Here is a 26750-nt window from a genome sequence, read left to right on the forward strand (position 1 = left end):
GTCAGCCCTCGCGGACGACCCGGATGCTCACCCAACGGAACGCGGCGAGATCCGTGTCGCTGAGGTCCGTCGGGTCGCCGAGCTCGGAGCGAAACGTCACCGTCGTCCCGGTCCCGGTCCCCGCGCCGGCGCCGGGTGAGACTTCTGCCGGATCGGCCAGGATGCGCAGGTCCGTCGACGGGACTCCGTGGTGGTATTCCTGCACCCACCGCCCGTCAGCCCGCCGGTTCTCGTGGGCGAGGACAGAGCTGAGTGCCGAGACTGTCGACATTCCGCGGCGCGGCAGACCATCCGGCAGAAGCGGTGCCGAGGCAGATTCGAAGAAGCGGACATCCCGGGTGGCCATGACGGGCTTCCGCACGATGTCACCCCCGCCGTCGGTCCGCGTGTCGGTGCCGCGGCCATCGTCGGCGACCGACACCGAGCCGTCGCGAGAGATGCTCACGACGACATGGCCGATTCGCCCGAGCCCAGCGGCCTCGTCGTCCGCGTACGCGAGGACTTCGAGGATCTGATGGCGGCGTCCGCCGGGTTCGTACATGGCTCGTTCGTCGCGGATGCCGTGCAGGTGATCGACGTCGACATCTCGCGCCCAGTCATGCGTCGTGATGGTCCACGTGGCGCGATCCTCCGACTTCATCACCGCACTCTACCGATCCGCGGCCGGTCGGGGATGGCAGACTCGCCAGGGCTCAGAACCCGGGGTACTCCTGCAGCTTCTGCTCGAACTCGGCTCGGTCCGCATCGCTGAGCACGGCGCTCGCGATGACCACCATCTGCAGCCCCTCGAGGGGTTCGCCGGTGCGGGCGTTCTGCGCCTCGCGCGTCGTCAGGAAGTCGCCCGACGGGTCGTTCGAGAGATCGAAGATGTTCGCGTAGAACCTCATCGGATCGGGGTAGTTCTCGGTGTAGTACTCCCACGTGTGCTGCTCGCGCGGGTCTTCGCTGCCGTAGAGCTTCGCGATCATCGACGGGTCGATCCCCGAGTACTCCCCGTTGAACGAGTACAGCGAGGGCAGACCGTGCTCGGCGACGACCGAGTCGATCGTCGACATGACCTCGAGCTTGAGGCTGTAGTCCTGGATCGGCTCGGTGGTGGCCCAGCCGGCGGAGGTGTACTCGATGAGCATCGATTCGCCGCCGTAGCCGTTGCGCTCCGGACGCAGATCCTCGTCGCCGACCTGCACCCAGTCGTATCCGTACTCGGCGGTGATGCGCTCGCGGATGTCGGCGAACAGGCTGTCCGCCTCGGCCTTCACCTCTTCGAGCGACTGCTGGGTGAGAGCGTCCTGCGGGTCGGTGCCCTTGATGCCCGGGTAGGCCTCTTCGTGCTTCTGCTCGTCGGTCTTCATGCCGTCGTAGCTGCCCGAGGCCGACGTCTGCAGTGCACCGATGCCGCCCACGGTGGCGACGTTGAAGATCAGCGTGACAGCGAGGGCTACGGCGGCCAGCGTGCGTCCTCGGGCGGTGAACAGCGCGCCGATCACGACGGCGACGACGACGAGCTGCAGCGTCAGCATCGTCACGCCGTAGACCGCGTCGGTCGCTCCGATCGCGAGCATGATGAGGAGGATCAGGGCGAACAGGATGCCGGCGATCAGTGCGATCCAGCCGAGTGCGTTCGCCGGCTTCTTCTCCGCGGAGGCGACGTCGGCTGCGGTCGCCGTGCCCGACATCGCCGGAGCGCCGGGATGCTGCACGACCGGCCCGGCCTGGCGGCGGGCGTTGCGATAGCCACCGGGCGGCGGCACGGGCGGCGCACCCTCCGTGCCGGCGACGTAGCGGGCCCGCTGCTTCTCGTGATCCATCACCATGGCTTGTCCGTTCCCGAGCCTCCGCCATCGTCGCCCTGCTGCTGATCGCGCTCCTGCGTGCCCTGCTCGAGCTTGTCCTCGAGCTCTTCGAGCTTCTCGTCGGAGGGCTGCGGCTCCTGCTCCTGCTCCTCCTCCGGCGGCGGCTGCTCGTTTTGCTGCTTCTGCTTGAGGCGGGCCTCGAGGTCTTCCCTGCTCTGCTGCATGTCTCGGTCGGGGTCGGACGACTGCTCCTGCGCCTCGTCGCTGTTGCACTCCTCGGGCATCTCGGTCGTGATGGTGAGCGCCTCGCCGTAGAACTCCGCGGCCCCCGCGCCGTCGCCCTCGGCGCGGGCGGCGTCGCCCATGCGCTCGAGGACGAGAGCGAGGTTGATGCGCACCGTGCACACCTCGAGGCCGGTCGCGAGGTCGAGTGATTCCTCGAGCTTCGCCCGAGCATCCGGCAGCTTCTCGGCGCCCGCCAGCGCGGTGCCGACGTTGAACGGCGCCTTGAAGGGCTCGAACCAGTTGAGGAACTCCTGCCCGCGGGCCGACGCCTCTGATCCGGCATAGTCATCGGCCACGTACGCGGTGATCGACTGGTGCGCGAATGCGTACATGCTGAGGATCTTGCCGACGAACAGCAGTGCGGCCAGCGTCAGCGGAAGCGTGCCGATCGCGATCCACCGGCGGATGCGGCGACGGCGACGATTCGATGCCAGCAGCGCGGCGGCGGCCGACGCCCTCAGGTCCTCAGGGCTGTCGGACGGCGTCCCGCCGGCGCGTGCAGACAGATCCGTCATGCGGCACCTCCGTCGGTCGTCCGGCGTCGCGGCGATGTCGACGGCGCTCGCAGCAGACGCAGTCGGGCCACGAGCATGCTCGCCCTCGTGAGCTCCACGCCGAGCAGCGCCACGATCACGAGGGCGGCGACCCAGTAGAGCTCGGTCACGTTGCCCACGGTGCCGGACTCCGCGTAGGTGGTGGTGGTCGAGGGCGCCTCGGGCAGGGTGAGTGCGGCATCCGCGGTGCGGTGCTGGTACTCGACTCCGAGATCCGAGGCGATCGCCTCGAGGTTCCCCTCGTCGATCACCGACAGCGCGTTCGCACCCTCGTACTCGATGTATTCGCTCGACGAACCGTCCACGCCGCCCGTGGTGAGCTTCATCGGTCCGCCCTCCGCGGTGCCGTACCCGAGCACGGCGCCGGCGTCGGTGAGCTCGGCGCTCCCGTCGAACGGCTCGGGGGCCGACGAGACCGTCTGCTCGCCGTCTCCGAAGTAGAACACCATGCGCGAGCGATCGGGCGACGACTCGGCCGCGTTCGACAGGGTGTCCGAGAGCAGCTGGTTCGCGATGCCGATGGAGCTGCCGCGCGACTGGCTCGTCACCTCGGGGCGCAGCACCTCGAGCGACGAGACGAGCGCGGTGGTGTCGGTGGTGAGCGGCATGCGGAGATCGGCCGTGGCGTCGAACGTGATCAGCGCGAACCGCGCACCGGGGTACTCGTCGACGATCGCCTGCACGTCGGCGCGGACGCCGTCGAGGCGAGGCTTGTCGCCGTCCCAGTCCTCGGCGACGATGCTCGCGGTGGTGTCGACGACGAGCACGATGTCGGTGTCGGTCGCGAGGGTCTCGGTGGCACCGCCGGGGATCCCCGGGCGCAGGAGCATGACGAAGCAGGCGAGCAGCATGACGAGCCGCATGGCCCAGAGCGCCCGTCCGCGGCCGGTCGCCCTGATCAGCGCCATCACGGCGAGGGCGGCCACCGGCGCGCAGAGCAGAGCGAGGAGGAAGACGTTCAGCACGGGCTGGAAGATCACAGTCTCACCCTCCACAGCACGACGATGAACGAGAGCATCGAGATCATCAGCACGACGATCCAGAGGTTCGGCGCGTCTGTCCAGACGACCTGCGCCTGACCCTTCAGCGCGGACGCCTCCTGCTCCTGCACCTGCGTGACGATGTCGCTCACGGTGGTGGTGTCCCGCAGGCCGTACGCCTGTCCGCCCGTGGCCTCGGCGGCCTTCGTGAGCTCGGCGCTGACGTCGGCGTCCTTGCCCTGCACCGGGTTGAGTGCGAAGACGCGCACGCCGTTCGATGCGGCATACGCGGCGGCCTCGTCGAGCGTCACGATCGAGGCGCCGTTGACCTCGTTGTCGGTCGCGAAGATGATCGAGCGCGACCGCTCGTCGTCGGGGTGGTCGAACGCCATCGCGCATGCCGCGAGGCCGTCGCCGATCAGCGAGGCACCGTTGCCGTTGAGCGTGCCCACCCAGTGCTCGGGGACCGATTCGGTGAACTCGAAGCTCTCGCGGATGCTCTGTAGGTGGCTGCGGATGAACTCGTAGTCATCGGTCAGGGGGAAGATCTGCACGGGCGAGCTGTTGAAGATCGTGAGGCCGATGCGTTCGCCCTCGAAGTCCTCGAGCAGCTCCTCGAAGACCGTGAGCACCTCGACGTCGACCTCGCTCATCGACCCCGAGACGTCGAGGCAGAGCATGATGTCGCGGCTCGTATTGACGGGCTGGATGGTCTGCGACGCCATCGGCCGGGCCGAGACGACCCCGGCCGCGAGGGTCGCGATCACGCCGATGAGCAGGATGCTCGACAGTGCGAGCACGCGGCGGTTCAACGCCTGGCGGAAAGTCGGCAGCGCGCGCAGGCGCTCGGCTCGGGCGACGCGGGCGCGCTCGTGGGCCTCGGTCTTCACACCGCTGCGCAGCCCGATGACGATTCCGAGCGCTATCGCGATGACCACGACGGCCACGGCGACGAGGATGAGCCACCCGTTCGCTAGTGCCATGTGCGCACCACCGTTCGGGCCGCCTCGGCGCCGGCGATCGGGTCGATCGCGGGACCGGGCCGGAAGATGCTGGGGTAGTAGTGGCGACCCATGGCGTCGACGAGCGCGGGATGGACCCCTCGAGAGACGAGGTCGTCGAGCGCGAGCACCGGTGCCTCGAGTCCGCTGTACTCGTTCACGAAGGTGCGCACGACGCGGCTGAGCTCGAGGTTCGCGTTGCGGGCGGACAGGGTGCGGGCGCGGTAGTCGTCTTCGATGCGCTGGATCCGGTCGAAGTACTCGACCCGCAGCTGCGACAGCACGTCGGTGGTGAGCAGGGTCGGTCCCTGGGCGTCGCGCGACAGCGTGAGGTCACGTCGCGGCCTGGTGAGCGCCACGACCACCCATGCTGCCGCGATCAGCAGCAGGAGGATGCCGAATGCGACCAGGATCCAGCCCCAGCCGTATTGGAAAGGCGGGTACAGCTCATCAGAGTCGGGCATTCGACCTCCGATTCAGCAGCTGGAGCAGCTGCGAGACGGCGTCGTCCTGACCCGCCAGCACGCTGTGGCTGATCTCCATGCGCTTGAGCAGCTCAGCAAGACGCGCCGCGTCGGCCTCGGTCTGCGCGGCGAGCTCGCGGATGATGTCGGGGTCGCCCTGCACGAAGTCCGGCACCTCCCACATGCTGTCGACATCGCTGCGGATGGTGGCCGTCGCGTGGTCGAGCACCGGATCGGCGTCGCTCACGGTCAGCCACAGGACGTCGTGCTGCACGCGCAGTCGGCGCAGCATCCGTTCGGTCTCCGTCGTGACCGGAGCCTCGTCGGTGATGACGACGACGATCATGCGGCGAGAGATCGTGCGCGTGACGTACGACAGCAGCGCGTCGCGGTCGCTCGCTGCCCTGCTCGTGTCGATCGACCGGTCGATCGTGCGCAGCGCGTGTTCCAGTGCGCCCTCGCTGCGGCCCGGCGCGCGGCGGCGGATGCGGTCGGAGTCGCCGTAGACCAGTGAGAAGTCGTCGCCGTGCCGCAGCGCCAGCACGCCGAGCACGCCGGTGGCGAGGATCGCGAGGTCCTTCTTCGACTTCTCGTCGTGCGCGAGCGCGCCCATCGAGCGGCCGGTGTCGACCACGAAGAGGACCGTGTGCATCCGCATCGCACGGTGCCGCTTGACCAGAGGAGTGCCCAGTCGAGCCGTCGCGCGCCAGTCGATGTCGCGCACCTGATCGCCGTACTCGTACTTGCGCAGGTCCTCGAAGTCGAGGCTGCGGCCGTGCAGCAGCGACGCGTAGGCGCCGTCGAGCGCGTGCAGCGACTTGCGCGACGAGTGGATGAAGAGCTTGCTCTTCACCTGGGCGATCAGGCTGGCCATGGCGGGTCAGGGCGTGGGGACGGACGCGAAGATCTGGTCGATGATCTCCTCGCTGCGGATGCCCTCGGCGTCGGCCTCGAACGTCAGCAGCACGCGGTGACGCAGCACGAGGTGGCGCAGCGAGCGGATGTCCTCGGGGATCACGTGGCTGCGGCCGTTGAGCAGCGCCAGCGCCCGCGACGCCTGGAGGAACGCGATGCTCGCACGCGGGCTCGCGCCGTACTTGATGAAGCGCGCGCGCTCCTCGCCGATGTACGGGGCGGGGTTCCGCGTGACGTAGGCGATCGAGACGATGTAGTTGCGGATCGCGGGGTCGACGTAGATGCGGCTCGCGACGTCCTGCAGCATGTGCACGTCGTCGAGGCTGATGGCGCTCGAGACGTGACGGTCGGGATCGAGCACTCCCGAGTCGATGCGGCCGAGGATCTCGAACTCCTCGGCGGGACTCGGGTACTCGACGATCTCCTTGAGCAGGAAGCGGTCCATCTGCGCCTCGGGCAGCTCGTAGGTGCCCTCCTGCTCGATCGGGTTCTGCGTCGCGATCACCAGGAACGGCTTGGGCAGGTGGTGGACCTCGCCGCCGATCGTGGTCTGGTGCTCTTGCATGGCCTCGAGCATGGCGCTCTGGGTCTTGGCGCTCGAGCGGTTGATCTCGTCGAGCAGCACGAAGTTCGCGTGCACCGGTCCGAGCACGGTGCGGAACGACCCGGTCGCCGCGTCGTAGATCTGGTTGCCCGTGATGTCGCTGGGCAGCAGGTCGGGGGTGCACTGGATGCGCTTGAACTGCGCCCTCACGGTGTCGGCGAGGGTGCTGGCCGCGGTGGTCTTCGCCAGACCCGGAACGCTCTCGAGCAGGATGTGCCCGCCCGCGATCAGCGAGATCAGCAGGCTCATGCGCAGACGCTCCTGGCCGACCATCTTGGCCGAGTATGCGTCGGACACGGTCTTCAGCACGGCGCTCGCGCGCTGGAGCTCGGCGTCCGTCGGCGCTTCGGACTTCCTGCTCGCCGACGGGGAGGCCGCGGGGGCCGCGGGGGCCGACGATTCGGCGCGGGTCGCGGGAGCGGGAGGAGCCGGCGCGGCGGCCTGGGCGGAGGGCGCAGGCGGAGGCGGCGGCGTCGAACCTGCGGAGGGGCCGGGCGCGTAGGGCTCGTTCATCGGTGTGTCTCCTCGTTCCCACGGGGGACGCGTCGACGACCCCCCGTCGACCAGCGTAACCGCATCGGCCGGCGCGGCTCCGGCCCCGGCGCGGATGGCGCGGCGGCGGGGCACGCAGGGGGACGGCATCCTTGACTCGACATCATGGGATCTGATCCGGCTCGACGCGTATATCGGCGGAGCGACGGACGCGTGCTTAGCTGAGAACTCGATCGGGGGGATCCTCCTCCCCGGATCGAAGCTCGTGCCCGCGATGACGCTGGTCGCGGCGCTCGCCGCGGCGTCGACCTTCGCGGTCGTGGCGGCGACCGTCAGCGGTGTGTGGCGCATCGTCTGGGCACTGTTCGCGGTGCTGCTGCTCGGTCCTGTCGTCAGTCACCTGATCTCACTGCGGCAGCCTCGGCGACTGTTCCTGCATCCCCGCGGACTCGGATCCGCGACCTTCCACCTGGATGCCGAAGTGCACTGGGACGACATCCAGAGCATCGACCTCGGCGTCGGCATGAACAACTCGATGGTTCTGAAGGTGGGTGTTCGTCCTGACGCCCAGAGCTATCGGGAACGGTGGCGTCATCCTTTCTCACGCAGGCGCGGTGCGATCGACATCGACCCGGCAGCGCTGGGGCTGGATGGGACACTGCTCTGGCTCGCCCTTCGTCTCTATGTACTCGAACCATCGACGCGGGAGGAGCTTCGCGGTGACCGTGTTCCGACTCGCCTCCTCGATCCGCGCGAGGCCCTGGCCACGACTCCTCAGCACGTGAGCGATCCGGTGCTCGCGACGTTCAGGCCCGAGGGCGGAACCCGATAGCCGCAGCGTGAGCCGCTCCGCCTCGGGGTAGGCTTCTCGCCGCATCATCCTCGGGCGCGCGGGGACTCCTCGACGTGCGTCGTGTCGGCGACGTCCTGAGGGGCGCCGCGCTTGCGGCCCACCCAGATGACCACGCAGGCCACGCCGATGATGGCGATGGCGATGCCGACGATGTAGCCGGCGACCCCGAGATAGCCGCCCGGCACGATGTGGGGGTTGAGGAACGGGTACGGATACCACCAGGCCTCGCCGGTGGCGGGGGCGACGATGAGATTCGCCCGGATCATCGTGTAGACGACCCACACGATGGGGAAGATCGTCGCTATCGCCACGGTACGCCAGCGCAGCGCGCGCCGCCGCGGAGCGAACAGCAGGTCGACCAGCAGGAACAACGGGAAGACGACGTGCAGCACCTCGTTCGACCAGGGGACCGTGACGCCCTGGGGCAATTCGACGCCGCGGAGCAGGGTGTTGTAGACGATGCCCGTGACGATCATGTACGTGCTGACGCAGACGAGGAGGACAGCGAGCCAGCCGGGCTCCCGCTCCTCGTCGTGACGGTGGCGCAGCGCCCAGACCGCGGCGACGATCAGCACGATGGCCGCGAGCAGGTTCGACAGGATCGTGAAGAAGCTGAGGAAGTTCGCCGCGACCGTCGGCAGGTGCTGGCCCCACTCGGTGGTGGCCGCGAGAGCGTTCTCGACGCTGCGTGCGAGCTGGGCGATGATCGCCGCGAGTCCGAGCGCTGCTGCTGCCAGTCGGGCGTAGGGCCACCAGGTCGTCATTTCGCCTCCGCGCACACTTTATCGGTCAGTATGCCGGTTGACGCTAGACCTCGATGCCGTCACGTCACGCGGCGCGACGCCCCCACTTCATCCGTGTCACGAGCACCCCGAGCAGGCACAGTGCACCGCCGACGAACATGAGCGGGGTCGGCACCTCACCGAGGATCGCCCACGACATGAGGATCGCGATCGCGGGCACGACATAGGTCGTCGCCGACGTCTGGCCGGCCGTGCTGCGCTGCAGGACGTACGCCCAGGTGGTGAACGCGACCGCCGTCGGGAAGATGCCGAGATACACCACCCACAGCGTCGAGCCGAGCGGGGCCGTCTGCAGTGCTCCGACCAGGCTGCCTGCCCACGGGAGCAGCGCGACCGTGCCGGCCACCGCGCCGAGGAACGTCAGCGTGGTCGCGTCGGACCCCGCGCTGAGCAGATGCTTCTGCAGCAGAGTGCATCCCGCGTACATCACGGCCGCGAGCAGCGCGAGCAGCAGCCCGGTGATGTCGGGACCCTCGCTCGTCGACGAGTTCATGCCGATCAGGACGACACCGAGGAAGGCGATCGGCGCGCCGATGATCAGCGGCTTCGGAAAGCCCTCACGCAGGAAGAGCCCGCTGAAGACCACCACCATGAGCGGCGCGAGGTTGACCACCATCGCGGCCGTGCCGGCATCGAGCGTGCGCTCGGCGGCATTGAGGGCCAGGTTGTAGACGCAGAACCACCCGACGCCCCAGACCGCGACGAGCCACCAGTGCCTCCGGTCGGGAAGACGGATGCCGTGGCGCACCGCGACGATCGCGAGCACGGCGCTTCCTACAGCCATGCGCAGCAGCGCCAGCGCGCCCGGGTCGAAGTGCGGACCGGCGCCGCGGATGCCGATGAACGCCGAGGCCCACAGCACCACCGTCACCAGTGCGGCGACAAGCACGAGCGGACCCTGTGTGCGGGGCTTCGCGGGGTTCAGGCTGTCGTCGCGACGCACGCGACCGGTCTTCGGCATCCTTCGATCCTGGCACCGGCCACCGACATCGGCGATGCGCCCGAGCGACAGCATCCGCTCGTTTTCCGCCACGGGTTGCTGCAGTCCGTTCGAGAGCGTCCGCCGCCCACAGCCCTGAGGGTCGGCGAACGACCTTCGATAGGATGGAGCCGCCCGAAGAGGGCCAGCTCATCAGCCGGTGCAAACCCGGCGAAAGCAAGGGGGATACCCATGCCAGGAATCGTTATCGTCGGCGTCCAGTGGGGCGATGAGGGCAAGGGCAAGGCCACCGACCTGCTCGGCGAGCGCACCGACTGGGTCGTCAAGTTCAACGGCGGCAACAACGCGGGCCACACCGTCGTGGTCGGCAATGAGAAGTACGCACTGCACCTGCTGCCGTCCGGCATCCTGTCGCCGGGCGTCACGCCGGTGATCGGCAACGGCGTCGTGATCGACCTCGAGGTGCTCTTCAGCGAGCTCGAGGCGCTCGGCGGCCGCGGCATCGACGTCTCCCGTCTGAAGGTGAGCGCCAACGCGCACATCATCACCCAGTACCACCGCACTCTCGACAAGGTCACCGAGCGCTTCCTCGGCAAGCGCATGATCGGCACGACCGGCCGTGGCATCGGCCCGGCCTACGCCGACAAGATCAACCGCGTCGGCATCCGCGTGCAGGACCTCTTCGACGAGAACATCCTGCGCCAGAAGGTCGAAGGCGCCCTCGACCAGAAGAACCACCTGCTGGTGAAGATCTTCAACCGTCGCGCGATCACCGCCGACGAGGTCGTCGAAGATCTGCTCTCGTATGCCGAGCGCCTGCGGCCGATGGTCGCCGACACGGGATACCTGCTCGACGAGGCCCTGCGCCGCGACGAGGTGGTCGTGTTCGAGGGCGGTCAGGCCACCATGCTCGACGTCGACCACGGCACCTACCCGTTCGTCACGTCGTCGTCGGCCACGGCGGGCGGCGCGTCCACCGGATCGGGCGTCGGCCCCGGAGCGCTCGACCGCATCGTCGGCATCGTGAAGGCCTACACGACCCGTGTCGGCTCCGGTCCGTTCCCCACCGAGCTGTTCGACGAGCAGGGCGAGTGGCTGCGGTCGCGCGGCTTCGAGTTCGGCACCACCACGGGCCGTCCGCGCCGGGTCGGCTGGTACGACGCCCCGATCACCCGCTACGCGACGCGTGTGAACGGCATCACCGATCTCGTCCTCACCAAGCTCGACATCCTCACCGGACTCGAGCAGATCCCCGTCTGCGTCGCATACGACGTCGACGGTCGGCGCTTCGACGAGGTGCCGGTCAACCAGACCGACTTCCACCACGCGACGCCGATCCTCGAGTACTTCCCGGGGTGGAGCGAGGACATCTCGACCGCACGCACGTTCGACGACCTGCCGAAGAACGCGCAGGACTACGTCATCGCGCTCGAGGGCATGAGCAACACGCGCATCTCCGTCATCGGCGTCGGCCCCGAGCGCGACCAGGTCATCGTGCGTCACGACCTGCTCGACTGAGGCTGACATGACCCGGTTCTGGCTCGGCGGGTACGGACCCGCGATGGACGGCTCGGCCGACGGCATCGGCCTGCTCGCGGGCGACGAGAGCGCGCCCACCGCACTCGAGTATCGGGGAGCGGTCACGCAGACCCCCTCCCCGTCGTGGTTGGCGCAGCATCCGTCGCTCGACGTCGTCTACGCGGCGCTCGAAGGGGATGCCGGAGTGCAGGCGTTCGCGCGCAGCGGCGACTCGACGCTGAAGCCGCTCGGTGAGCCGGTCGCCGCGGGCGACGGCGTCTGCCACGTGGCGGTCTCGTCGAGCGGATCGTTCCTCGTCGCGAGCTGCTACGGCGACGGCCGGGTCGTCCGCATCGGCATCGACGCGCAGGGCCGCCTGGTGCCGGATGCCGTGAACAAGGCAGCCGAGCTGCGTGCCGCTCTCCTCGGCGAGCCGCTCGAGGCGGCGCCTCCGGCGGGAGTCGCGGCCGCGGCATCCGATCCGTATCCCGGCGAGCTCACCGCGACGGGCGAGGAGCGCGCATCGCACGCGCACTCGGCAGCCTTCCTCGCCGACGGACGCATCGCGACCACCGATCTCGGCTTCGACCTGGTGCGGATCTGGCGACCCACCGGGGGTGGCCTGGTGCTCGATCACGAGGTCGTGCTGCCCGTCGGCACCGGCCCCCGGCATATGGTCGTGCACCCCAGCGGCCACCTGCACGTGGTGACCGAGTACTCGTGCGAGGTGTTCACTCTCGGCGCCGGGCGCGACGGCACGTGGGCTGTCGTGTCGTCGGTGCTCGCGAGCCCGATCGCCGAGATCGGCGTGGACTTCCCCGCCGAACTCGCCCGCAGCCGTGACGCGCAGTTCCTCTACACGGCCCTGCGCGGCAGCAACACGATCGCCGCGCTCCGTGTGCGCGGGGGAGGCGAGGCTCTCGAGTCGATCGCCCTCGCCGACTCGGGCGTGGACTGGCCGCGTCATCACGTCGTGCACGAGGGCAAGCTGCTGGTCGCGGGGCAGCGCTCCGACACCGTCGCGCTGATCGACCTCGACGAGCGCACGGGCGCGCCGCTCGGCATCCGCCACCTCGCGCAGGCCCCGGCGCCGACGCACATCCTGCCGGTTCGCTGACGCGCGGGTCGCGCCTCGGGGAGCTTGACCTGGCGTTCGCACTCAGGCTGTGAACCGGGGCGGCGCCATAACTCCGGACGAACGGCCCGATGCGGGGCTGCACGGCCGGTGCGCGTCGCTGTTCGCCGGCCTTCCGGAGTTGTGGAGCAGGCCGGCAACGCGCCCGACGGCGCGTCGCGGAACAACCACCCCGTGACTCGACGTTGGACTTGAGCAAGACTGGGCGACGGAGAGGTGCACCCCATGACTGCTGAGAAGACCGACGACTACGACCTGATCGTGCTGGGCGGCGGGCCGGTGGGCGAGAACGTCGCCGACCGCGCCGTGCAGAACGGACTGACCGCGATCATCGTCGAGAGCGAGCTGGTCGGCGGTGAGTGCTCGTACTGGGCATGCATGCCGTCGAAGGCGCTGCTGCGTCCGGCCCAGGCGCTGCGAGCCGCGCAGAAGGTCAAGGGCTCGGCCGAGGCGGTGACGGGGTCGCTCGACGTGCGCGCGGTGTTCGACCGTCGAGACTCGTTCACGAGCAACTGGTCGGATGACGGGCAGGTGAAGTGGCTCGACTCCGCCGGCATCGACCTCGCCCGCGGGCACGGCCGTCTGACGGGTGAGCGCGAGGTGACGGTGACGGATGCCGACGGCGGCACCCGCGTGCTCCGCGCCCGCCACGCCGTCGCGATCAGCACCGGATCGGATGCCGTGATCCCGCCCATCGAGGGCCTGCGCGACTCGTCCCCCTGGACCAGCCGCGAGGCGACCAGCGCAGAGGAGCTGCCCGAGTCGCTGGCCGTGATCGGCGGCGGGGTCGTGGCGGTCGAGATGGCCACGGCTTATGCGGCCCTCGGTTCGACGGTGACGATCATCGCCCGCAGCGGTCTGCTGGGTTCGATGGAGCCGTTCGCCGGGGAGCGCGTCGCGGCCGGGCTGAAGGAGCTCGGTGTCGACGTCCGCACCGACACCGGCACGACCAGCGTGACGCGAGGCGACGGGGGAGTCGAGATCGTGCTCGACGACGGCTCGACGATCACCGCTGCCGAGGTCCTCGTGGCGACCGGGCGGTCTCCTCGCAGCGGCGACATCGGCCTCGACGTCGCCGGTCTCGAGCCCGGTCGCTGGATCACGGTCGACGACACGCTGCGTGTTCCCGGATCCGACTGGCTCTATGCGGTCGGCGATGTGAACGGTCGTGTGCTGCTCACGCACCAGGGCAAGTATCAGGCGCGAGCAGCGGGCGACGTGATCGCGGCGCGCGCCAAGGGCGAGGACGTCGACGATGCGGCCTGGGGTCGTCACGTCGCCACCGCGGACAGCGCGGGCGCCCCTCAGGTGACCTTCTCGTTCCCCGAGGTCGCCTCGGTCGGGCATACCGAGGCAGAGGCCCGCAAGGCCGGAACCGACGTCGCCGTCGTCGATTACGACCTGGGTTCTGTCGCCGGCGCGAGTCTCTACGAGGACGGCTTCGAGGGGCAGGCCCGCCTCGTGATCGACAAGGAGCGCGACGTGATCATCGGAGCGACCTTCGTCGGCCCCGAGGTCGCCGAGCTCGTGCAGACAGCCACGGTCGCGATCGTCGGCGAGGTGCCGATCGCCCGCCTGTGGCACGCCGTTCCGGCGTACCCGACGATCAGCGAGATCTGGCTGCGGCTGCTCGAGTCCTATGGGAGGGACTCGGCCTGAGCCCATCGGACGGATGCCGACGACGGACGCCGCGCGGCCCATCCGTTTCGGCATCCGCTCCGAACAACCGACGAGAGACTGGCGCGATCGGCGCGCCCGGAGCAGGATTGTTTCCCACATTGACGACCTCCGGCACAACCCCCGGCCGAATGTCGCACACCTCTTATACGCTCGAACACACATCCGAGGAGGCAGGACCATGAAGGCTGTACTCGCAGGAACCGTCATCGCCGAAGCCGACGAGAGCGATCTCGCGCGCATCGAGGGAAACTGGTATTTCCCGCCGGCATCCATCACGGAGGGCGTGCTCGTCGAGAGCCCCACTCCGTACACATGCCCGTGGAAGGGCGCCGCCCAGTACTTCTCCGTCCAGGCCGGTGGCGAGCTGCACACCGACTACGCCTGGTCGTATCCGACGCCGTATCCGAGCGCCTTCGACCGTGTGGGCAAGGACTTCTCGGGCTTCGTCGCCTTCGACCCGCGGGTCGAGGTCTCTGCATGACCTCTGTATGCCGCAGTCGAGGCGCTGATGCGCGCCTCGTCGATCGATCGACCGGAGAGTAGTAAATCGTGATCGAGTTCCGCAACGTCACCAAGCAGTTCCCCGATGGCACGACCGCCGTGAAGGACTTCAGCCTGGTGCTGCCGTCCCGCAAGACGACGGTGTTCGTCGGATCCTCAGGATGCGGCAAGACGACTCTGCTGCGCATGATCAATCGCATGGTCGAGCCGACCTCGGGCGAGGTCGAGATCGACGGCGAGAGCGTGCTCGGCGGCGACCCCGTCGCCCTGCGCCGCCGCATCGGCTACGTCATGCAGAACTCCGGCCTGATGCCGCACTTCACGGTGATCGACAACGTCGCCACCGTGCTGCGTCTGACCGGCGTGAAGAAGGGGCCGGCGCACGAGCGCGCGCGTGAGCTGCTCAAGACGGTGGGGCTCGACCAGTCACTCGCCGACCGGTATCCCAGTCAGCTCTCGGGCGGTCAGCAGCAGCGTGTGGGTGTGGCCCGCGGTCTTGCGGCGGATCCGAACATCCTGCTGATGGACGAGCCCTTCGGCGCCGTCGACCCGATCGTGCGCGCCGACCTGCAGCAGGAGACGCTGCGGTTGCAGCACGAGCTCGACAAGACCGTCGTGTTCGTCACCCACGACATCGACGAGGCCTTCCTGCTCGGCGATCAGGTCGTGATCCTCGACAAGGGCGCGCGCATCGTGCAGGTGGGCAGCCCGAGCGAGATCATCGAGAACCCGGCAGACGACTTCGTCGCCTCGTTCATCGGAGCCGACCGTGGGCGTCGGGCCCTGCACCTCAAAGAGACCCCGCACGGCACCGTCGTGGTGGACTCCGAGGGGCGTACGCAGGGTGCGATCGTCGCGGCGGCCGAGACGTCCGACGGCCCTCTGGCGGGGCCGGATGCCGCCGCCCTCGGCGCTGTGCGGGGCGAGGGCGCGTGAACTGGGTCACCGACAACCTCGGGTTGATCTTCGATCTGACTCTGGTGCATCTGCGTCAGAGCATCATCCCGATCGTGCTCGGTTTCGTGCTGTCGCTCCCGCTCGGCTGGGTCGCGTGGCGTTTCCGGCTGGTGCGCGGCCCGATCATCGTGCTCACCGGTCTGCTCTACACGATCCCGTCGCTCGCGCTGCTCATCCTGCTGCCCTCTGTCGCGGGGTATTCGGCCCGGAGCGAGTCGAATCTCGTCATCGCACTCACGATCTATGCGATCGCGATCCTGGTGCGCGCGGTCTCCGACGGTCTCGATTCGGTCGATGACGATGTGCGCCAGGCGGCGACGGCGACGGGCTTCGCCGCCTTCCGCAGATTCTGGGCGGTGGAGTTCCCGCTCGCCGGTCCGGTGATCCTCGCCGGACTCCGCGTGACGGCCGTCAGCACCATCTCGCTCGCCACGGTCGGCATCCTGATCGGCGTGACCAACCTCGGCTACCTGTTCACGAACGGCCTCGACCGGCGCATCATCGCCGAGGTGTTCGCGGGCGTCGTCGCGGTGGTCATCATCGCCCTCGTGATCGATCTGATCCTGCTGCTGATCGGTCGCGCGCTGATGCCGTGGACGCGCGCCGCCTCGAAGAAGGTCGCGCCTCGGCCGATCGCGCTGGGAGCCCCGGCATGAATCTCTTCGCCGAGGCCTTCGCCTGGATGCTCGCTCCCGAGCAGTGGACGGGAAACTACGCGCTGCCCAAGCTGCTGGCCGAGCATCTCGCCCTGACGGTGATCTCGGTGCTGATCGCCGCGGTGATCGCGGTGCCGATCGGCTGGCTGATCGGCCACACGGGCAAGGGGCGCGAGGTCGCGGTCGCGATCTCCGGCGCGGCGCGAGCGATTCCCGCGTTCGGCCTGATGATCCTGCTCGTCCTCCTGCTCGGCGTGCTGCGTGTGCCGCAGGCGGCCATCATCACCTTCGTTCTGCTCGCGATCCCCTCGCTGCTCGCCGGCGCGTATACGGGGCTCGAGGCGATCGATCGCCGCGTGATCGATTCGGCCAAGGCGATGGGCATGACCGGCTGGCAGATCTTCTGGAAGGTCGAGGTGCCGCTCGGACTGCCTCTGCTCGTCGGCGGCCTCCGCTCAGCCCTGCTTCAGGTCATCGCGACCGTCACGATCGCCGCCTACGTGAATCTCGGCGGCCTCGGCTGGCCGATCATCCAGGGCATTCCCCTGCAGAAGTTCGATCAGGTGCTGGCCGGGGCGATCCTCGTGGCCACGCTGGCGCTGCTCGTCGACCTGATCCTCGCCGCAGCCCAGCACGCCGCGGTGCCGGCGGGGCTCCGTGCCGGCCGTCCCACCCGTCGCCGGTCGCGCGACCTCGCTCCCGCCGCGGCTCCGGCCACGGCCTGATCGCGCACCGGCTCCTCCGTCCCTACCGCGCAGTTCCACATAGCAGCAGTCCCCCACAGCAGTTTCAGAAAAGAGGAAGTCCATGTTCACAGCACGAGGCAAGCGCTCTGTCTTCGCCGTCGGTCTTGTCGCCGCGGCTGCACTCGCCCTGTCCGCCTGCTCGTCGAGCAATCCGCTCGACGAGCCGTCCGACTCCGGTGAGAGCTCGGGCAGCGGCGACACGATCGTCGTCGGCTCGCAGGCGTACTACTCCAACGAGATCATCGCCGAGATCTACGCCCAGGCGCTCGAGGCCGCCGGCTTCGACGTCGAGAAGCAGCTCAGCATCGGCCAGCGTGACGCGTACATGCCGGATGTCGAGTCGGGTGACATCGACGTCTTCCCCGAGTACACGGGCAGCCTGCTCGAGTACATCTCGGATGACGAGGTCGACGTCACGAGCCCTGACGACGTCTACGCGGCGCTGCAGGAGGCCCTTCCCGAGAGCCTGACCGCTCTCGACTTCGCCGAGGCGACCGATCAGGACTCCTACACGGTGCTGAAGAGCTTCGCCGAGGAGAACGACCTGAAGACGATCGGCGACCTCTCGAAGGTGACCTCCGAGGTCACGATCGGTGCGGCTCCGGAGTTCGAGCAGCGTCCGTACAGCCCGGCCAAGGCCAAAGAGGTCTACGGCGTCGACCTGACGTTCTCGGCCACCGGCCCGACCACGCTCGAGTCGCTGCTCGCCGGCCAGATCCAGGTCGCCGACATCTACACCGCCGACCCGGCTTTCGAGACCGAGGAGATCGTCGCTCTCGAAGACCCCGAGAACCTGATCATCTCGTCGAACGTCGTGCCGATCGTCTCGAGCGACATCGCCGACGACGTCTCCGATGTCCTCAACGCCATCAGCGCCAAGCTGACCGGCGAGGAGCTCGTCGCCCTCAACGTGCTCAGCACGGTCGAGGAGCAGTCCTCCGCGGACATCGCGAAGAAGTGGCTCGCTGACAACGACCTCGTCTGATCCGAGTCGTCCTCACAGAAGTGCCCGGCCCTTCAGGGGGCCGGGCACTTCTGCGTCCGGGGACTGCCTAGACCCTGGCGTCCTGCCGGGGTATCAGCACCTGTTTGATCACGATGAGGATGGATGCCGCGACGGGCACCGCCACGAGAGCGCCGAGCAGGCCGAGCAGCGTGCCGCCGGCGAGGGCGCCGATCACGACGAGGGCACCCGGAACGGCGACGGCCTTGTTCATGACGCGAGGGGTGATGACGTAGGCCTCGATCTGCATGTACACGACGTAGATGAGAGCGAAGACGAGTGCCGCGATCGGGTCGCTGAACAGCGCGATGCCGGTGCCGATGATCCAGAAGATCACAGAGCCCACGAGCGGGATCAGGGTGATGCAGAAGGCGACCGTCGCCATCAGCGGTGGGAACGGCAGCCCGAGGAACACGTACAGCAGGAACGTGAGCACGGCGTTGCAGAACGCGAGCACGACCATTCCCATCACGTAGGCGCCCACGGAATCGGTGATCTGCTCGGTGATGTCGCTTGCGCGCGCGCGGTCACGTGCGGGAGCGAGGCGGAGCATCCCCGACTTGATCGACGGCAGCGTCGCGACGAAGTAGAGCGTGAGCACGAGCACCACGATGATGCCCGAGATGGCGTTGGCGATCGAGGCGCCGACCTGCAGCGCTCCTCCGCCGATCGCGGCGATGTTTCCCGGGTCGGTGAGGAACCTCTGCACATCGGCGACGAGGTCCTGGAACTGGTCGCCGAACTGGGCGTCGAGCGTCGCGTAGATGTCGCTGCGGGTGAACTCCTGGATCATCCCCGGCACCGACCGCACGAAGCTCGCGACCTGGTCGATCACGACCGGCAGCACCATCCACACGACGAGACCTGCCACGATCACGAGCCCGAGGATCGCGACGACCACCGAGATGGCGCGAGACAGCCCGCGCCGCTCGAGGAAGCGCACGGTGGGGTCGAGGCCGAGGGCGGCGAACAGTGCCAGGGCGATGTAGATGAGCACGGTCGACAGGTTCGCGACGGCCAGACCGAGCACGATGGCGGCGAGGCCGCCGATCGTCACCAGGAATCCGAACACGAAAGGCCGGTCGATGCGCGTCCAGAACGAGCGGCTCGGAGTCATCGGCTCGACGACCCCGTGATGAACTGCCGGCGACGTCTTCGGGGTGTGGGGGGAGATCGCCGGAACGGCGGTGTCTCCTGCGGGGGAGCTCGCGGACCCCGGGGTGTCGGCGGATGCTTCGGTGATCGACGCTGCGACGTCGGGTGCCGAGGAGGGTTCGGATGCGGCAGCAGACGCGCTCTTCGACGGGTCCTGCTCTTCTCGGCTCATGTGCTCACGATAGCGGCCGAGCGCGGGTCCATCCGGGAGGCATCCCCCCTTCAGGGTGGGGTCGTTCTGCCGCGTGTTTCCGTAGAGTAGGGGGCATGACCGCCGCCGAAGACCCCCGAGCTGAACTCCTCCGACTGCGTTCGAGCATCGACAACATCGACGCCGCACTCATCTTCATGCTCGCCGAGCGCTTCCGCGCCACGCAGCAGGTCGGTCAGCTCAAAGCCGAGCACGAGATGCCGGCATCCGATCCCGGTCGCGAGGAGCAGCAGGTCGCGCGGCTCAAGGCACTCGCCGAGCAGGCGCATCTCGATCCGGAGTTCGCCGAGAAGTGGTTCAACTTCGTCGTGGCCGAAGTGATCCGCCATCACACCGAAGCCGCCGAAGGACGATGATCCGGCCTTCCGAGCGAGTGACAGTGTGTGCAGCACTCACTCGCCCGGGGACCGAACTAAGTTTATTGAATAAACTATGACCGAGGGTACGCAGAACCACCAGGTCTGTCAACTGATTCCTGCACCGGGACCGGCACCATGCTGAACGGCGATGACGCACTCGACACCCAGGCCTCGGTCCGCCGCGCGAACCTGCGCCGGGCGCTGCAGCTGGTCTTCCGCAACCCGGGCTCCGAGACCCGGGCGGGGATCGCCCGAGCCACCGGCCTCACTGCGGCGACGGCCTCGTCGCTGGTCGCCGAGCTCATCGAGTTGCAGCTGGTCGTCGACGGCGAGCAGGCCGCCAGCACGGGCGGCAAACGCGCGACCACGCTGAGCATCGAGGCCGAGCATCATGTCATCCTGGTGCTCGTGATCCGACCGACCGATGCGCGCATCGCTCTGGTCGCGCTCGACGGCACCGAGGTCGAGACACGGCGAGTCGCGTTCTCCGATGAATCACGGGTGCGAATGCTCGACGCTGCGCTGACGGAGATCGCCGCCGAGTACGCCGGACGGCTGCTCGTCGCGGGCGTGCAGCTTCCCGGAACGACAGACGGCCGCCGCGTGTTCGAGAGCGTGCAGCTCGGATGGACCGACGTGCCGCTCGCCGAGCGCTTCGAGCGCCTGCTCTCGGTTCCCGTCCTTCTCGTGAACGACGTGGATGCCGAGGCGATCGCCGAAGCGGCCCGAGAGGATGAGTCGTCCGGATACCGGCTGTTCATCCACATCGGCACCGGGATCGGTGCGGCGGTGACTCTCGACGGCGAACTCGCACCGGGCCCACGCGATCGCGCGGGCGAGATCGGTCACGTCCAGGTGCAGTTCGGCGAGGATGCGCGCGCGTGTCGCTGCGGACGCCAGGGATGCCTGGAATCGGCGTCGTCGATGACGGCGATGCTGGGCGATGACTTCGATGACGCCATGGATGACGAGGCGATCACCGCGCTGGCCGCGTCTGCCGATGAGGAGAAGCTGGCTGAGGGCGCACGCGCACTCGCGCGCACCATCAAGCTCATCGCCGCAGTGCTCGACGCGGCCGAGGTCGTGATCGGGGGGCCGGCGCGCGCGCTCGGAGACCCGTTCCTCGGCCTCGTGCGGGCGGAGATCGACTACACGGCGACGGGCACCGCGAACGTTCCGGTGCGTTTCGCGGATGCCGACGCGTCGATCTCGACGGGGGTCGCACAGGTGGCGCTGTCGAGCGCGCTCGGGGTCCGCTGGAGTCCCGCGCAGCTGCGCGCGGCATCCGTTCCGGCATCCTGATTCGCGGATCGGCAACGACGCATCGGAGGATGCGGGATCCCGCTCAGCGCGAGGCGATCCCGACGAGAGCGGCGACGAGCCCGGCGATCACCAGGACGACGATCGCGAGGATGTGCACCACCTTGCCCACGACGAGCATCGGCAGGTCGGGTCCGTCGTACGACGCGGGATTGAAGAGCGTGCCGCGTGCGCGGAAGCTCCAGCGCATGCCGAACCCGATGCGCCGCAGCGCGTGCGACGGTGCGGCGAACGTCTGCCCGCGCTCTTCGCGTGATGCCTTCCACGCAGCCTGCACGGCATACCAGGCGATGACGAAGAACGGCATCGCGAGAGACACGGCCCAGGCGATGAGCGCGACGCCGATCACGGTGCCCATCCCGGGGTCGAGCTCACGGATGAAGAACAGCCCGAGAGCCGCGAGTCCGACGGCCACGGGCACCAGCACCACGCCCCACCCCCACCCGGGGTGAGCGTCTTCCGTCGGCCGCCTCTCGACGCGCCCCGCATCCTGCCAGGTCATGTGATCCCCCCCCGTCTCACCGCGCCGGATGGCGGAGTCGACCGTGCCAGAGTACCGGGAGCGGTCGGTTCCTGTCGGTGGAGAGGATGCTGAGCATCGCGAGAGGATGGGGTCATGACACGCATCCTCGTCACGGGCTCCACGGACGGTCTCGGCCGCGCGACGGCCGCCGCACTTCTCGACCAGGGCCATCGGGTGATCGTCCACGCGCGCAGCGCGGATCGAGCAGCCGCCGTCTCATCGCTGACGGATCGCGGTGCCGATCTCGTCATCGCCGACCTCACGGATCGCCGCGCCGTCAGGGATGTCGCCGACGAGCTGAACGGGGGAGCGGAGGTCGACGCGGTCATCCACAACGCCGGTGTCATCTCGGGGTCCGGCATCCTGCCCGTCAACGTGGTCAGTCCCTACCTGCTCACCGCGCTGCTGCGCACGCCCACACGTCACGTCTACCTCAGCAGCGGGATGCATCGCGGCGGCTCGACCGATCTCACAGAGCTCGACTGGGACGGCTCGCGGACGACGGCCAGCTACTCCGACAGCAAGCTGTTCGTCACGGCTCTGTCGGCGGCGGTCGCCCGACGGTGGGCGCCTCGCGTCGCGGCCGACTCGGTCGATCCTGGATGGGTGCCGACGAAGATGGGCGGTGCCGGCGCCCCCGACGACTTCGATCTCGGGCATGAGACGCAGGAGCGCCTCGCGACCGAGCCGCGTCTCGACGTCACCGGCGGATACTGGCACCACGGCGAGCGGCGCACACCCCACCCGGCCGTCGACGACACATCCTTCCAGGAGCGGCTCCTCGCGGCCCTCGCTGACGCGACCGGGGTCGAGCTGCCTGCGCGGTAGGCGTCAGAGTCGAGGTTCCCGTCGCAGTTCGTGCCGCTCGCGGGTGCGCCCGGCGGCACGAACTGCGAACCGGACGCCCCGCGACGGGCCCGAGGTCTACTTGACGCTGCCGGCGGTCAGGCCGCCGACGAGGCGCTTCTCGATGAGCATGAACAGGATGACGACGGGCAGGATCGCGACGATCGAGACGCCGAACACGTACTGCCAGCTCGTCTCGTACTGACCGACGAACTTGGTCAATGCGACCGAGAGCGGCTGGTTCTTGTCGGTCGAGAGGATGACGAGCGATGCGGCGAACTCGTTCCAGCAGGCGACGAACGTGAAGACGATGGCCGTCACGATGCCCGGCCAGACGAGCGGCAGGTTGATCTTGAACAGCACGGTGAAGCGCCCCGCGCCGTCGATCTGGGCGGCCTCGTCGATCTCCTTCGGGATGCCCGCGAAGAACGAGTGCATGATCCACACCGCGAACGACAGGTTGAACGCGGCGTTGATGAAGATCATCGCTGCCCACGTGTCGCTGAGTCCGAGCACCGTGAACTGGCGGAACAGGCCCGAGGTGAGCACGGCCGGCTGCAGCATCTGCGTCACGATCACCAGGAACAGGAAGACCATGCGCCCGGGGAACTTGAAGCGGGCGGTGTAGTAGGCCGCGGGCAGCGAGACCAGCAGCACGAGCAGCGTCGCGAACACGGCGATGATGATCGTCGAGATGAGGTTGTAGGGCAGCGGCGTCTCGGGGGTCGACCACATCGAGATGTAGTTCTCCCAGTGCCACTCGATCGGCAGGTACGTCGGGTCGACCGAGCGGATCTGCGACTTCGTCTTCACGGAGCCGAAGAACATGATCAGGTACGGCAGCACGAAGATCGCGAGCACCAGGATGCCGGCGGCCATGCGCAGGATGACGCGGGGCAGCGTGACCTGGTCCTCGGTGTAGCGGCGCTTGCGTCCGGGGATGCGAGGGGCGGCGTCATCGCCCGCGGTGGTGACGAGGGCGGTCTCGGTCAGGGTCATGATCAGACCTCCTTCATGGGCTTGACGGCCTTGACGTAGATCGCGACGATCACGATCACGATGAGGAAGGCGACGACCGACAGTGCGCTCGCGACGTCGACCTTCTTCTGCAGCTCGATGTACTTGAAGATCATCGTCATGATCGTGTCGGCGCCGTATCCGGGGATCGACCCGGTCATCACCTTGAGGATCGGCAGCGAGTTGAAGACGTTGATGATGTTGATGAGGATCGCGACGGCCAGGGCGCTGCGCAGCTGGGGAACGACGACCGTCCAGTAGGTGCGGGTCGCGCCGGCGCCGTCCATCTTCGCGGCTTCGAGGGTGTCGGCCGGAACCGTCTGGAGGCCCGCGAGGATCGTGTAGGTCGTGAACGGCAGCGAGACGAAGATCGCGATCACGATCGACCAGGCGAAGGCGGTGGCCGGGTTCTTGGTCCAGCCGTAGCCGACCGCGTCGTCTGCGAGCCCGATGTCGTAGAGGAACTTGTTGAAGACGCCGAAGTATGGCTCGAGGCTGTAGTAGAAGACCATCGTCGTCATCACGACGGATGCCGCCCAGGGCACGATCACGGCCATGCGGACGATCTGGCGACCGGGGAAGGCCTTGTTGAGGATCTGCGCGAGCCCGAGCGAGATCATCACGGTGAAGGTCACCACCGCGACGACCCAGATGATCGTGCGGAACATGACCGGCCAGAACTCGGCGAACGTGAACACGGTCACGAAGTTGTCGAAGCCGACCGAGCCCTTGTCGAGGCCCGAGAGCGAGATGTCACGGGTGGAGTTGAAGAACATCACCCCGGCGGGGAACAGGACCACGCCGATGATGAGGAGCAGGGCGGGCGCGATCCAGGGCAGCGCCTGGAGCAGGTCCTTCCCTCCCGGCTTGCCGCGGGCGGCGCCCGATCGGCGGCCCGGGGTGCGGGGGCGGCCGGTGGCCGCCCCCGCGAGGTTCGAGGATTCTTTCGTCTGGCTCATGGGATACCCGAACCTCTCCGTCTGCGGGGCTCAGCCCGCGTCGACCTGTGCCTGGATCTCGGCCAGGACGTCCTGGGCCGGCTTCGACTGCAGCTGGCCGAACAGCGACTTGAAGGCGCCGTCGGTGGCCGACCACTTCTCGTTCGTCGACGGGTAGAACTGCGCGTCGGGCAGGACCTCGAGGAACGGCGCGAGCGCCTCCTCACCGGCGAGCTGCTCGGCACCGGACTTGGTGACGGGCAGGAAGCCCTCTGCCTGCACCCACGGCACGTACACGTCTGCCGAGTAGTAGTAGTCGAAGAAGGCGGTGATCGCCTCCTGCTTGTCGCCGTCGTTCTGGAAGGCCATCAGCTGGTCCATGACGCCGAGGGTGAAGGGCGAGCCGTCCTTCGTCGGGATCGGGACGATCGAGTAGTCGAGCTCGGGGTTGCCCTCTTCGATCTGGCCGACCGTCGGCGGCAGGCCGACCTGCATGCCGATCTTGCCCTGGATGAAGATGTCCATCAGGGGCGAGCGCTGCGTCGAGCCGGGGTCGGCCTGCGTCGCACCGGCGTCGATCATCTTCTTGATCTGCTCGGCACCTTCGAGGTTCTCGGGGGTGTCGATCGTGATCTCGGACGCGTCGCCGAACGATCCGCCGCCGCCCCACAGCCACACGGCCGCTTCGGCCTGAGCCTCTTCGGAGCCGAGGGGCATGCCGTAGCCGGCCACGCCGCCACCGAGTGCCGACACCTTGGTCGCAGCGTCGAGCAGCTCGTCCCAGGTCGTCGGAGCCTCGACGCCGGCCTGCTCGAGCAGCGCGTTGTTGACGAACAGCGCACGGGCCGATGCGATCAGCGGCAGGGCGTAGGCCGTGCCGTCGACCTCGGCGTTCGCGAGGAACGCGTCCTGGAAGTCGGAGTAGGTCTCCTCCGAGACGACGTCTTCGACCGGGTAGAGCAGTTCGTCGCCGACGAATCCGGCGAACGGACCGCCGTTGTAGATGTCGGGAGCCTCGCCGGCCTGGATCTTGGTGGACACGACCTTCTCGAGGTTGTCCCATGACTGCACCTCGAGGTCGACCGTGATGTCAGGGTTCTCCTTCTCGAAACCCTCGATCACGTCTTCCCACAGGCCCTTGGTGGCGTCGGAGTAGCTGGGGACCAGAAGGTTGAGCGTCGTCTCGCCCTCGGCGTCTCCGCCGCCTCCTGTCGAGCCGCCGAACCCGCACGAAGCGAGCGTGAGCGTGGCGGTGGCCGCAAGAGCGACAGCACCGAATCGCAGTGACTTCTTCATGTGTATTGCATTCCTCACTGTGTAGGTGGTGCACAGTCGCAAGCACAGCACGCGACGATGCGTGTGATCGCCTCCCCCGGTGGCGGGACGATCGGTTCAAGCCGGGTCGGCTCGAGGAACCCTCCATGGACCGGATCTCCGGAGGGGCGGTGGAACTTGTTCGATTATTTGTCAGGAGAATAAACAAATCAAGAGGAACCTTGCAACGATTCCTAATGTCGACATACTATGATCGAATAAGCCGCTAAACAATCACAAACTTGCAACATCTGGTCCGGAGGGCCCGACATGACCGAACTTCTGCCCGGCGCACACATGCGCGAAGAACTGAATTCGCAGCCTGAGACCTGGGCCCGCGCGGCGGATCTCCGCGACGCGCAGGCGCTGCTCCCGGCATCCGGAGCCCGCATCGCCGTCGTCGGCTGCGGCACCTCGTGGTTCATGGCGCAGTCCTACGCGTTCCTCCGCGAGACCGCGGGCCAGGGCGAGACCGATGCGTTCGCCGCATCCGAGTCGTTCGTCGACCGCGGCTACGACGCGGTCGTCGCACTGACGCGTTCGGGCACGACGACCGAGGTGCTCGAGCTGGTCGAGCGCATCAAGGGCCGCGTTCCCACGATCGGCGTGATCGGCGACGAGACATCGCCGCTCGTCTCGCTCGTCGACGACGCCGTGCTGCTGCCCTTCGCCGATGAGAAGTCGGTGGTGCAGACCCGCTTCGCGACCACGGCCCTGGCACTCTTCCGTGCCTCGCTGGGTGAGGACCTCACCGCGGCGATCGCGGATGCGGCCGCCGTGCTCACGGCGGACTACGACGACGAGCTCCGCGACGCCGAGCAGTACTCGTTCCTCGGCCGTGGGTGGACGGTCGGCCTCGCGCACGAGGCCGCGCTGAAGATGCGCGAGTCGTCGCAGTCGTGGACCGAGTCGTACCCGTCGATGGAGTACCGCCACGGTCCGATCGCGATCGCCGCCCCCGGCCGCGTCACCTGGCAGTTCGGCGAGGCGCCCGAAGGCCTGGCCGCGCAGGTCGAGGCCACCGGGGCCCGCTTCGTGCAGCATCCGGTCGACCCGCTCGCCGACCTCGTGCGCCTGCACCGCGTCGCCCTCGACAGGGCCGTCGCCCGCGGGCTCGACCCCGATCAGCCGCGCAACCTCACGCGATCCGTCATCCTGGATGCATGACCCGACCCACCAGCGGAGCG

General features: G+C 68.3%; 28 protein-coding genes. 13 read left to right on the forward strand and 15 right to left on the reverse strand.

Features of this window, described 5'->3' with window-relative positions:
* Position 1: 1 nt before the first annotated feature.
* Genes ASE34_RS01805 through ASE34_RS01840 form a run of 8 tightly spaced genes read right to left on the reverse strand, consistent with a single transcriptional unit; the run spans position 2 to position 7109 of the window.
* On the reverse strand, positions 2-640 hold the full coding sequence (locus ASE34_RS01805) for a hypothetical protein (RefSeq protein WP_056275859.1): 639 nt from the start codon (positions 638-640) through the stop codon (positions 2-4).
* A 52-nt stretch (positions 641-692) separates the two neighbouring features.
* Positions 693-1814 (reverse strand): hypothetical protein, encoded by a 1122-nt coding sequence (locus tag ASE34_RS01810; protein ID WP_056275862.1) that lies wholly within the window; start codon positions 1812-1814, stop codon positions 693-695.
* Positions 1808-2593, reverse strand: a complete 786-nt coding sequence (locus ASE34_RS01815; RefSeq protein ID WP_056275865.1) for a hypothetical protein — start codon at positions 2591-2593, stop codon at positions 1808-1810. The genes ASE34_RS01810 and ASE34_RS01815 overlap by 7 nt, the downstream gene beginning before the upstream one ends.
* Complete coding sequence (locus ASE34_RS01820; RefSeq protein ID WP_230101104.1) at positions 2590-3627, reverse strand: vWA domain-containing protein; 1038 nt, start codon at positions 3625-3627, stop codon at positions 2590-2592. The genes ASE34_RS01815 and ASE34_RS01820 overlap by 4 nt, the downstream gene beginning before the upstream one ends.
* Entirely contained in the window at positions 3609-4595 is a 987-nt protein-coding gene (locus ASE34_RS01825) for a vWA domain-containing protein (RefSeq protein ID WP_056275870.1), read from the reverse strand. The genes ASE34_RS01820 and ASE34_RS01825 overlap by 19 nt, the downstream gene beginning before the upstream one ends.
* On the reverse strand, positions 4586-5077 hold the full coding sequence (locus ASE34_RS01830; RefSeq protein ID WP_053098330.1) for a hypothetical protein: 492 nt from the start codon (positions 5075-5077) through the stop codon (positions 4586-4588). The genes ASE34_RS01825 and ASE34_RS01830 overlap by 10 nt, the downstream gene beginning before the upstream one ends.
* A complete protein-coding gene (locus ASE34_RS01835) occupies positions 5064-5951 on the reverse strand; it encodes a DUF58 domain-containing protein (protein ID WP_053098331.1) in 888 nt (295 codons plus the stop codon). Before ASE34_RS01835 ends, ASE34_RS01830 begins: the two co-directional genes overlap by 14 nt.
* Before the next feature lie 6 nt (positions 5952-5957).
* Positions 5958-7109: an AAA family ATPase gene (locus ASE34_RS01840; RefSeq protein WP_230101103.1), complete on the reverse strand. Its 1152-nt coding sequence runs from the start codon at positions 7107-7109 to the stop codon at positions 5958-5960.
* 94 nt (positions 7110-7203) lie between these two features.
* On the opposite strand from ASE34_RS01840, the gene ASE34_RS01845 reads away from it, so the two are divergent.
* The gene (locus ASE34_RS01845; RefSeq protein ID WP_056275873.1) at positions 7204-7920 is read left to right on the forward strand and encodes a hypothetical protein; all 717 of its coding nucleotides are present in this window, start codon (positions 7204-7206) and stop codon (positions 7918-7920) included.
* A 44-nt stretch (positions 7921-7964) separates the two neighbouring features.
* Here ASE34_RS01845 and ASE34_RS01850 read toward each other — a convergent pair whose 3' ends face one another.
* A complete protein-coding gene (locus tag ASE34_RS01850; protein WP_056275876.1) occupies positions 7965-8705 on the reverse strand; it encodes a Pr6Pr family membrane protein in 741 nt (246 codons plus the stop codon).
* A gap of 64 nt (positions 8706-8769) precedes the next feature.
* Complete coding sequence (locus ASE34_RS01855; RefSeq protein WP_056277611.1) at positions 8770-9705, reverse strand: DMT family transporter; 936 nt, start codon at positions 9703-9705, stop codon at positions 8770-8772.
* 210 nt (positions 9706-9915) lie between these two features.
* Here ASE34_RS01855 and ASE34_RS01860 point away from each other — a divergent pair, with 210 nt between their 5' ends.
* From ASE34_RS01860 to ASE34_RS01895, 8 genes are all read left to right on the forward strand, one after another.
* Positions 9916-11202, forward strand: a complete 1287-nt coding sequence (locus ASE34_RS01860; RefSeq protein WP_056275880.1) for an adenylosuccinate synthase — start codon at positions 9916-9918, stop codon at positions 11200-11202.
* 7 nt (positions 11203-11209) lie between these two features.
* Positions 11210-12319, forward strand: coding sequence for a lactonase family protein (locus ASE34_RS01865; protein WP_056275883.1), 1110 nt, complete (start codon positions 11210-11212; stop codon positions 12317-12319).
* 243 nt (positions 12320-12562) lie between these two features.
* Positions 12563-13996 (forward strand): dihydrolipoyl dehydrogenase family protein, encoded by a 1434-nt coding sequence (locus tag ASE34_RS01870; protein WP_056275886.1) that lies wholly within the window; start codon positions 12563-12565, stop codon positions 13994-13996.
* 199 nt (positions 13997-14195) lie between these two features.
* On the forward strand, positions 14196-14498 hold the full coding sequence (locus tag ASE34_RS01875) for a DUF427 domain-containing protein (RefSeq protein ID WP_056275888.1): 303 nt from the start codon (positions 14196-14198) through the stop codon (positions 14496-14498).
* A 68-nt stretch (positions 14499-14566) separates the two neighbouring features.
* Positions 14567-15454 carry an ABC transporter ATP-binding protein gene (locus tag ASE34_RS01880; RefSeq protein WP_082586468.1) on the forward strand — a complete coding sequence of 296 codons (888 nt, stop codon included), beginning with the start codon at positions 14567-14569 and terminating at the stop codon, positions 15452-15454.
* The gene (locus ASE34_RS01885; RefSeq protein WP_056275891.1) at positions 15451-16131 is read left to right on the forward strand and encodes an ABC transporter permease; all 681 of its coding nucleotides are present in this window, start codon (positions 15451-15453) and stop codon (positions 16129-16131) included. The genes ASE34_RS01880 and ASE34_RS01885 overlap by 4 nt, the downstream gene beginning before the upstream one ends.
* Positions 16128-16856 carry an ABC transporter permease gene (locus ASE34_RS01890; protein WP_053099329.1) on the forward strand — a complete coding sequence of 243 codons (729 nt, stop codon included), beginning with the start codon at positions 16128-16130 and terminating at the stop codon, positions 16854-16856. The genes ASE34_RS01885 and ASE34_RS01890 overlap by 4 nt, the downstream gene beginning before the upstream one ends.
* 82 nt (positions 16857-16938) lie before the next feature.
* Positions 16939-17862: an ABC transporter substrate-binding protein gene (locus tag ASE34_RS01895; protein ID WP_056275893.1), complete on the forward strand. Its 924-nt coding sequence runs from the start codon at positions 16939-16941 to the stop codon at positions 17860-17862.
* A gap of 67 nt (positions 17863-17929) precedes the next feature.
* Here ASE34_RS01895 and ASE34_RS01900 read toward each other — a convergent pair whose 3' ends face one another.
* Positions 17930-19207, reverse strand: coding sequence for an AI-2E family transporter (locus ASE34_RS01900; protein WP_056275897.1), 1278 nt, complete (start codon positions 19205-19207; stop codon positions 17930-17932).
* 95 nt (positions 19208-19302) lie between these two features.
* Between ASE34_RS01900 and ASE34_RS01905 the strand changes: the two genes are divergently transcribed.
* Together ASE34_RS01905 and ASE34_RS01910 are read left to right on the forward strand one after the other, a co-directional pair.
* Positions 19303-19602, forward strand: coding sequence for a chorismate mutase (locus ASE34_RS01905; protein ID WP_053098343.1), 300 nt, complete (start codon positions 19303-19305; stop codon positions 19600-19602).
* A 138-nt stretch (positions 19603-19740) separates the two neighbouring features.
* Positions 19741-20907: an ROK family protein gene (locus ASE34_RS01910; protein ID WP_056275901.1), complete on the forward strand. Its 1167-nt coding sequence runs from the start codon at positions 19741-19743 to the stop codon at positions 20905-20907.
* Positions 20908-20950: 43 nt separating this feature from the next.
* Here the strand turns inward: ASE34_RS01910 and ASE34_RS01915 are convergent, their stop codons facing one another.
* Complete coding sequence (locus ASE34_RS01915; RefSeq protein ID WP_053098345.1) at positions 20951-21427, reverse strand: hypothetical protein; 477 nt, start codon at positions 21425-21427, stop codon at positions 20951-20953.
* 114 nt (positions 21428-21541) lie between these two features.
* Between ASE34_RS01915 and ASE34_RS01920 the strand changes: the two genes are divergently transcribed.
* Positions 21542-22276: an SDR family NAD(P)-dependent oxidoreductase gene (locus ASE34_RS01920; protein ID WP_053098346.1), complete on the forward strand. Its 735-nt coding sequence runs from the start codon at positions 21542-21544 to the stop codon at positions 22274-22276.
* Positions 22277-22372: 96 nt separating this feature from the next.
* Here the strand turns inward: ASE34_RS01920 and ASE34_RS01925 are convergent, their stop codons facing one another.
* From ASE34_RS01925 to ASE34_RS01935, 3 genes are read right to left on the reverse strand one after another with little or no spacing between them, the layout of a single operon-like run.
* Entirely contained in the window at positions 22373-23293 is a 921-nt protein-coding gene (locus ASE34_RS01925; protein WP_171821966.1) for a carbohydrate ABC transporter permease, read from the reverse strand.
* Positions 23294-23295: 2 nt separating this feature from the next.
* Positions 23296-24270 (reverse strand): carbohydrate ABC transporter permease, encoded by a 975-nt coding sequence (locus ASE34_RS01930; protein ID WP_056275903.1) that lies wholly within the window; start codon positions 24268-24270, stop codon positions 23296-23298.
* Positions 24271-24300: 30 nt separating this feature from the next.
* Positions 24301-25545, reverse strand: a complete 1245-nt coding sequence (locus tag ASE34_RS01935; protein WP_056275906.1) for an extracellular solute-binding protein — start codon at positions 25543-25545, stop codon at positions 24301-24303.
* Positions 25546-25833: 288 nt separating this feature from the next.
* On the opposite strand from ASE34_RS01935, the gene ASE34_RS01940 reads away from it, so the two are divergent.
* The gene (locus ASE34_RS01940; protein WP_053098349.1) at positions 25834-26730 is read left to right on the forward strand and encodes an SIS domain-containing protein; all 897 of its coding nucleotides are present in this window, start codon (positions 25834-25836) and stop codon (positions 26728-26730) included.
* Positions 26731-26750: the final 20 nt, after the last annotated feature.

The organism is Microbacterium sp. Root280D1 (assembly GCF_001428975.1).
Lineage (GTDB): Bacteria > Actinomycetota > Actinomycetes > Actinomycetales > Microbacteriaceae > Microbacterium.

Bases quoted from the DNA above. Each gene is read 5' to 3' on its own strand.
- ASE34_RS01805 (WP_056275859.1), bottom strand. From the start codon at position 640: ATGAAGTCGGAGGATCGCGCCACGTGGACCATCACGACGCATGACTGG.
- ASE34_RS01810 (WP_056275862.1), bottom strand. From the start codon at position 1,814: ATGGTGATGGATCACGAGAAGCAGCGGGCCCGCTACGTCGCCGGCACG.
- ASE34_RS01815 (WP_056275865.1), bottom strand. From the start codon at position 2,593: ATGACGGATCTGTCTGCACGCGCCGGCGGGACGCCGTCCGACAGCCCT.
- ASE34_RS01825 (WP_056275870.1), bottom strand. From the start codon at position 4,595: ATGGCACTAGCGAACGGGTGGCTCATCCTCGTCGCCGTGGCCGTCGTG.
- ASE34_RS01830 (WP_053098330.1), bottom strand. From the start codon at position 5,077: ATGCCCGACTCTGATGAGCTGTACCCGCCTTTCCAATACGGCTGGGGC.
- ASE34_RS01835 (WP_053098331.1), bottom strand. From the start codon at position 5,951: ATGGCCAGCCTGATCGCCCAGGTGAAGAGCAAGCTCTTCATCCACTCG.
- ASE34_RS01840 (WP_230101103.1), bottom strand. From the start codon at position 7,109: ATGAACGAGCCCTACGCGCCCGGCCCCTCCGCAGGTTCGACGCCGCCG.
- ASE34_RS01845 (WP_056275873.1), top strand. From the start codon at position 7,204: ATGGCGCGGCGGCGGGGCACGCAGGGGGACGGCATCCTTGACTCGACA.
- ASE34_RS01850 (WP_056275876.1), bottom strand. From the start codon at position 8,705: ATGACGACCTGGTGGCCCTACGCCCGACTGGCAGCAGCAGCGCTCGGA.
- ASE34_RS01855 (WP_056277611.1), bottom strand. From the start codon at position 9,705: ATGCCGAAGACCGGTCGCGTGCGTCGCGACGACAGCCTGAACCCCGCG.
- ASE34_RS01860 (WP_056275880.1), top strand. From the start codon at position 9,916: ATGCCAGGAATCGTTATCGTCGGCGTCCAGTGGGGCGATGAGGGCAAG.
- ASE34_RS01865 (WP_056275883.1), top strand. From the start codon at position 11,210: ATGACCCGGTTCTGGCTCGGCGGGTACGGACCCGCGATGGACGGCTCG.
- ASE34_RS01870 (WP_056275886.1), top strand. From the start codon at position 12,563: ATGACTGCTGAGAAGACCGACGACTACGACCTGATCGTGCTGGGCGGC.
- ASE34_RS01875 (WP_056275888.1), top strand. From the start codon at position 14,196: ATGAAGGCTGTACTCGCAGGAACCGTCATCGCCGAAGCCGACGAGAGC.
- ASE34_RS01890 (WP_053099329.1), top strand. From the start codon at position 16,128: ATGAATCTCTTCGCCGAGGCCTTCGCCTGGATGCTCGCTCCCGAGCAG.
- ASE34_RS01895 (WP_056275893.1), top strand. From the start codon at position 16,939: ATGTTCACAGCACGAGGCAAGCGCTCTGTCTTCGCCGTCGGTCTTGTC.
- ASE34_RS01900 (WP_056275897.1), bottom strand. From the start codon at position 19,207: ATGAGCCGAGAAGAGCAGGACCCGTCGAAGAGCGCGTCTGCTGCCGCA.
- ASE34_RS01905 (WP_053098343.1), top strand. From the start codon at position 19,303: ATGACCGCCGCCGAAGACCCCCGAGCTGAACTCCTCCGACTGCGTTCG.
- ASE34_RS01910 (WP_056275901.1), top strand. From the start codon at position 19,741: ATGCTGAACGGCGATGACGCACTCGACACCCAGGCCTCGGTCCGCCGC.
- ASE34_RS01915 (WP_053098345.1), bottom strand. From the start codon at position 21,427: ATGACCTGGCAGGATGCGGGGCGCGTCGAGAGGCGGCCGACGGAAGAC.
- ASE34_RS01920 (WP_053098346.1), top strand. From the start codon at position 21,542: ATGACACGCATCCTCGTCACGGGCTCCACGGACGGTCTCGGCCGCGCG.
- ASE34_RS01925 (WP_171821966.1), bottom strand. From the start codon at position 23,293: ATGACCCTGACCGAGACCGCCCTCGTCACCACCGCGGGCGATGACGCC.
- ASE34_RS01930 (WP_056275903.1), bottom strand. From the start codon at position 24,270: ATGAGCCAGACGAAAGAATCCTCGAACCTCGCGGGGGCGGCCACCGGC.
- ASE34_RS01935 (WP_056275906.1), bottom strand. From the start codon at position 25,545: ATGAAGAAGTCACTGCGATTCGGTGCTGTCGCTCTTGCGGCCACCGCC.
- ASE34_RS01940 (WP_053098349.1), top strand. From the start codon at position 25,834: ATGACCGAACTTCTGCCCGGCGCACACATGCGCGAAGAACTGAATTCG.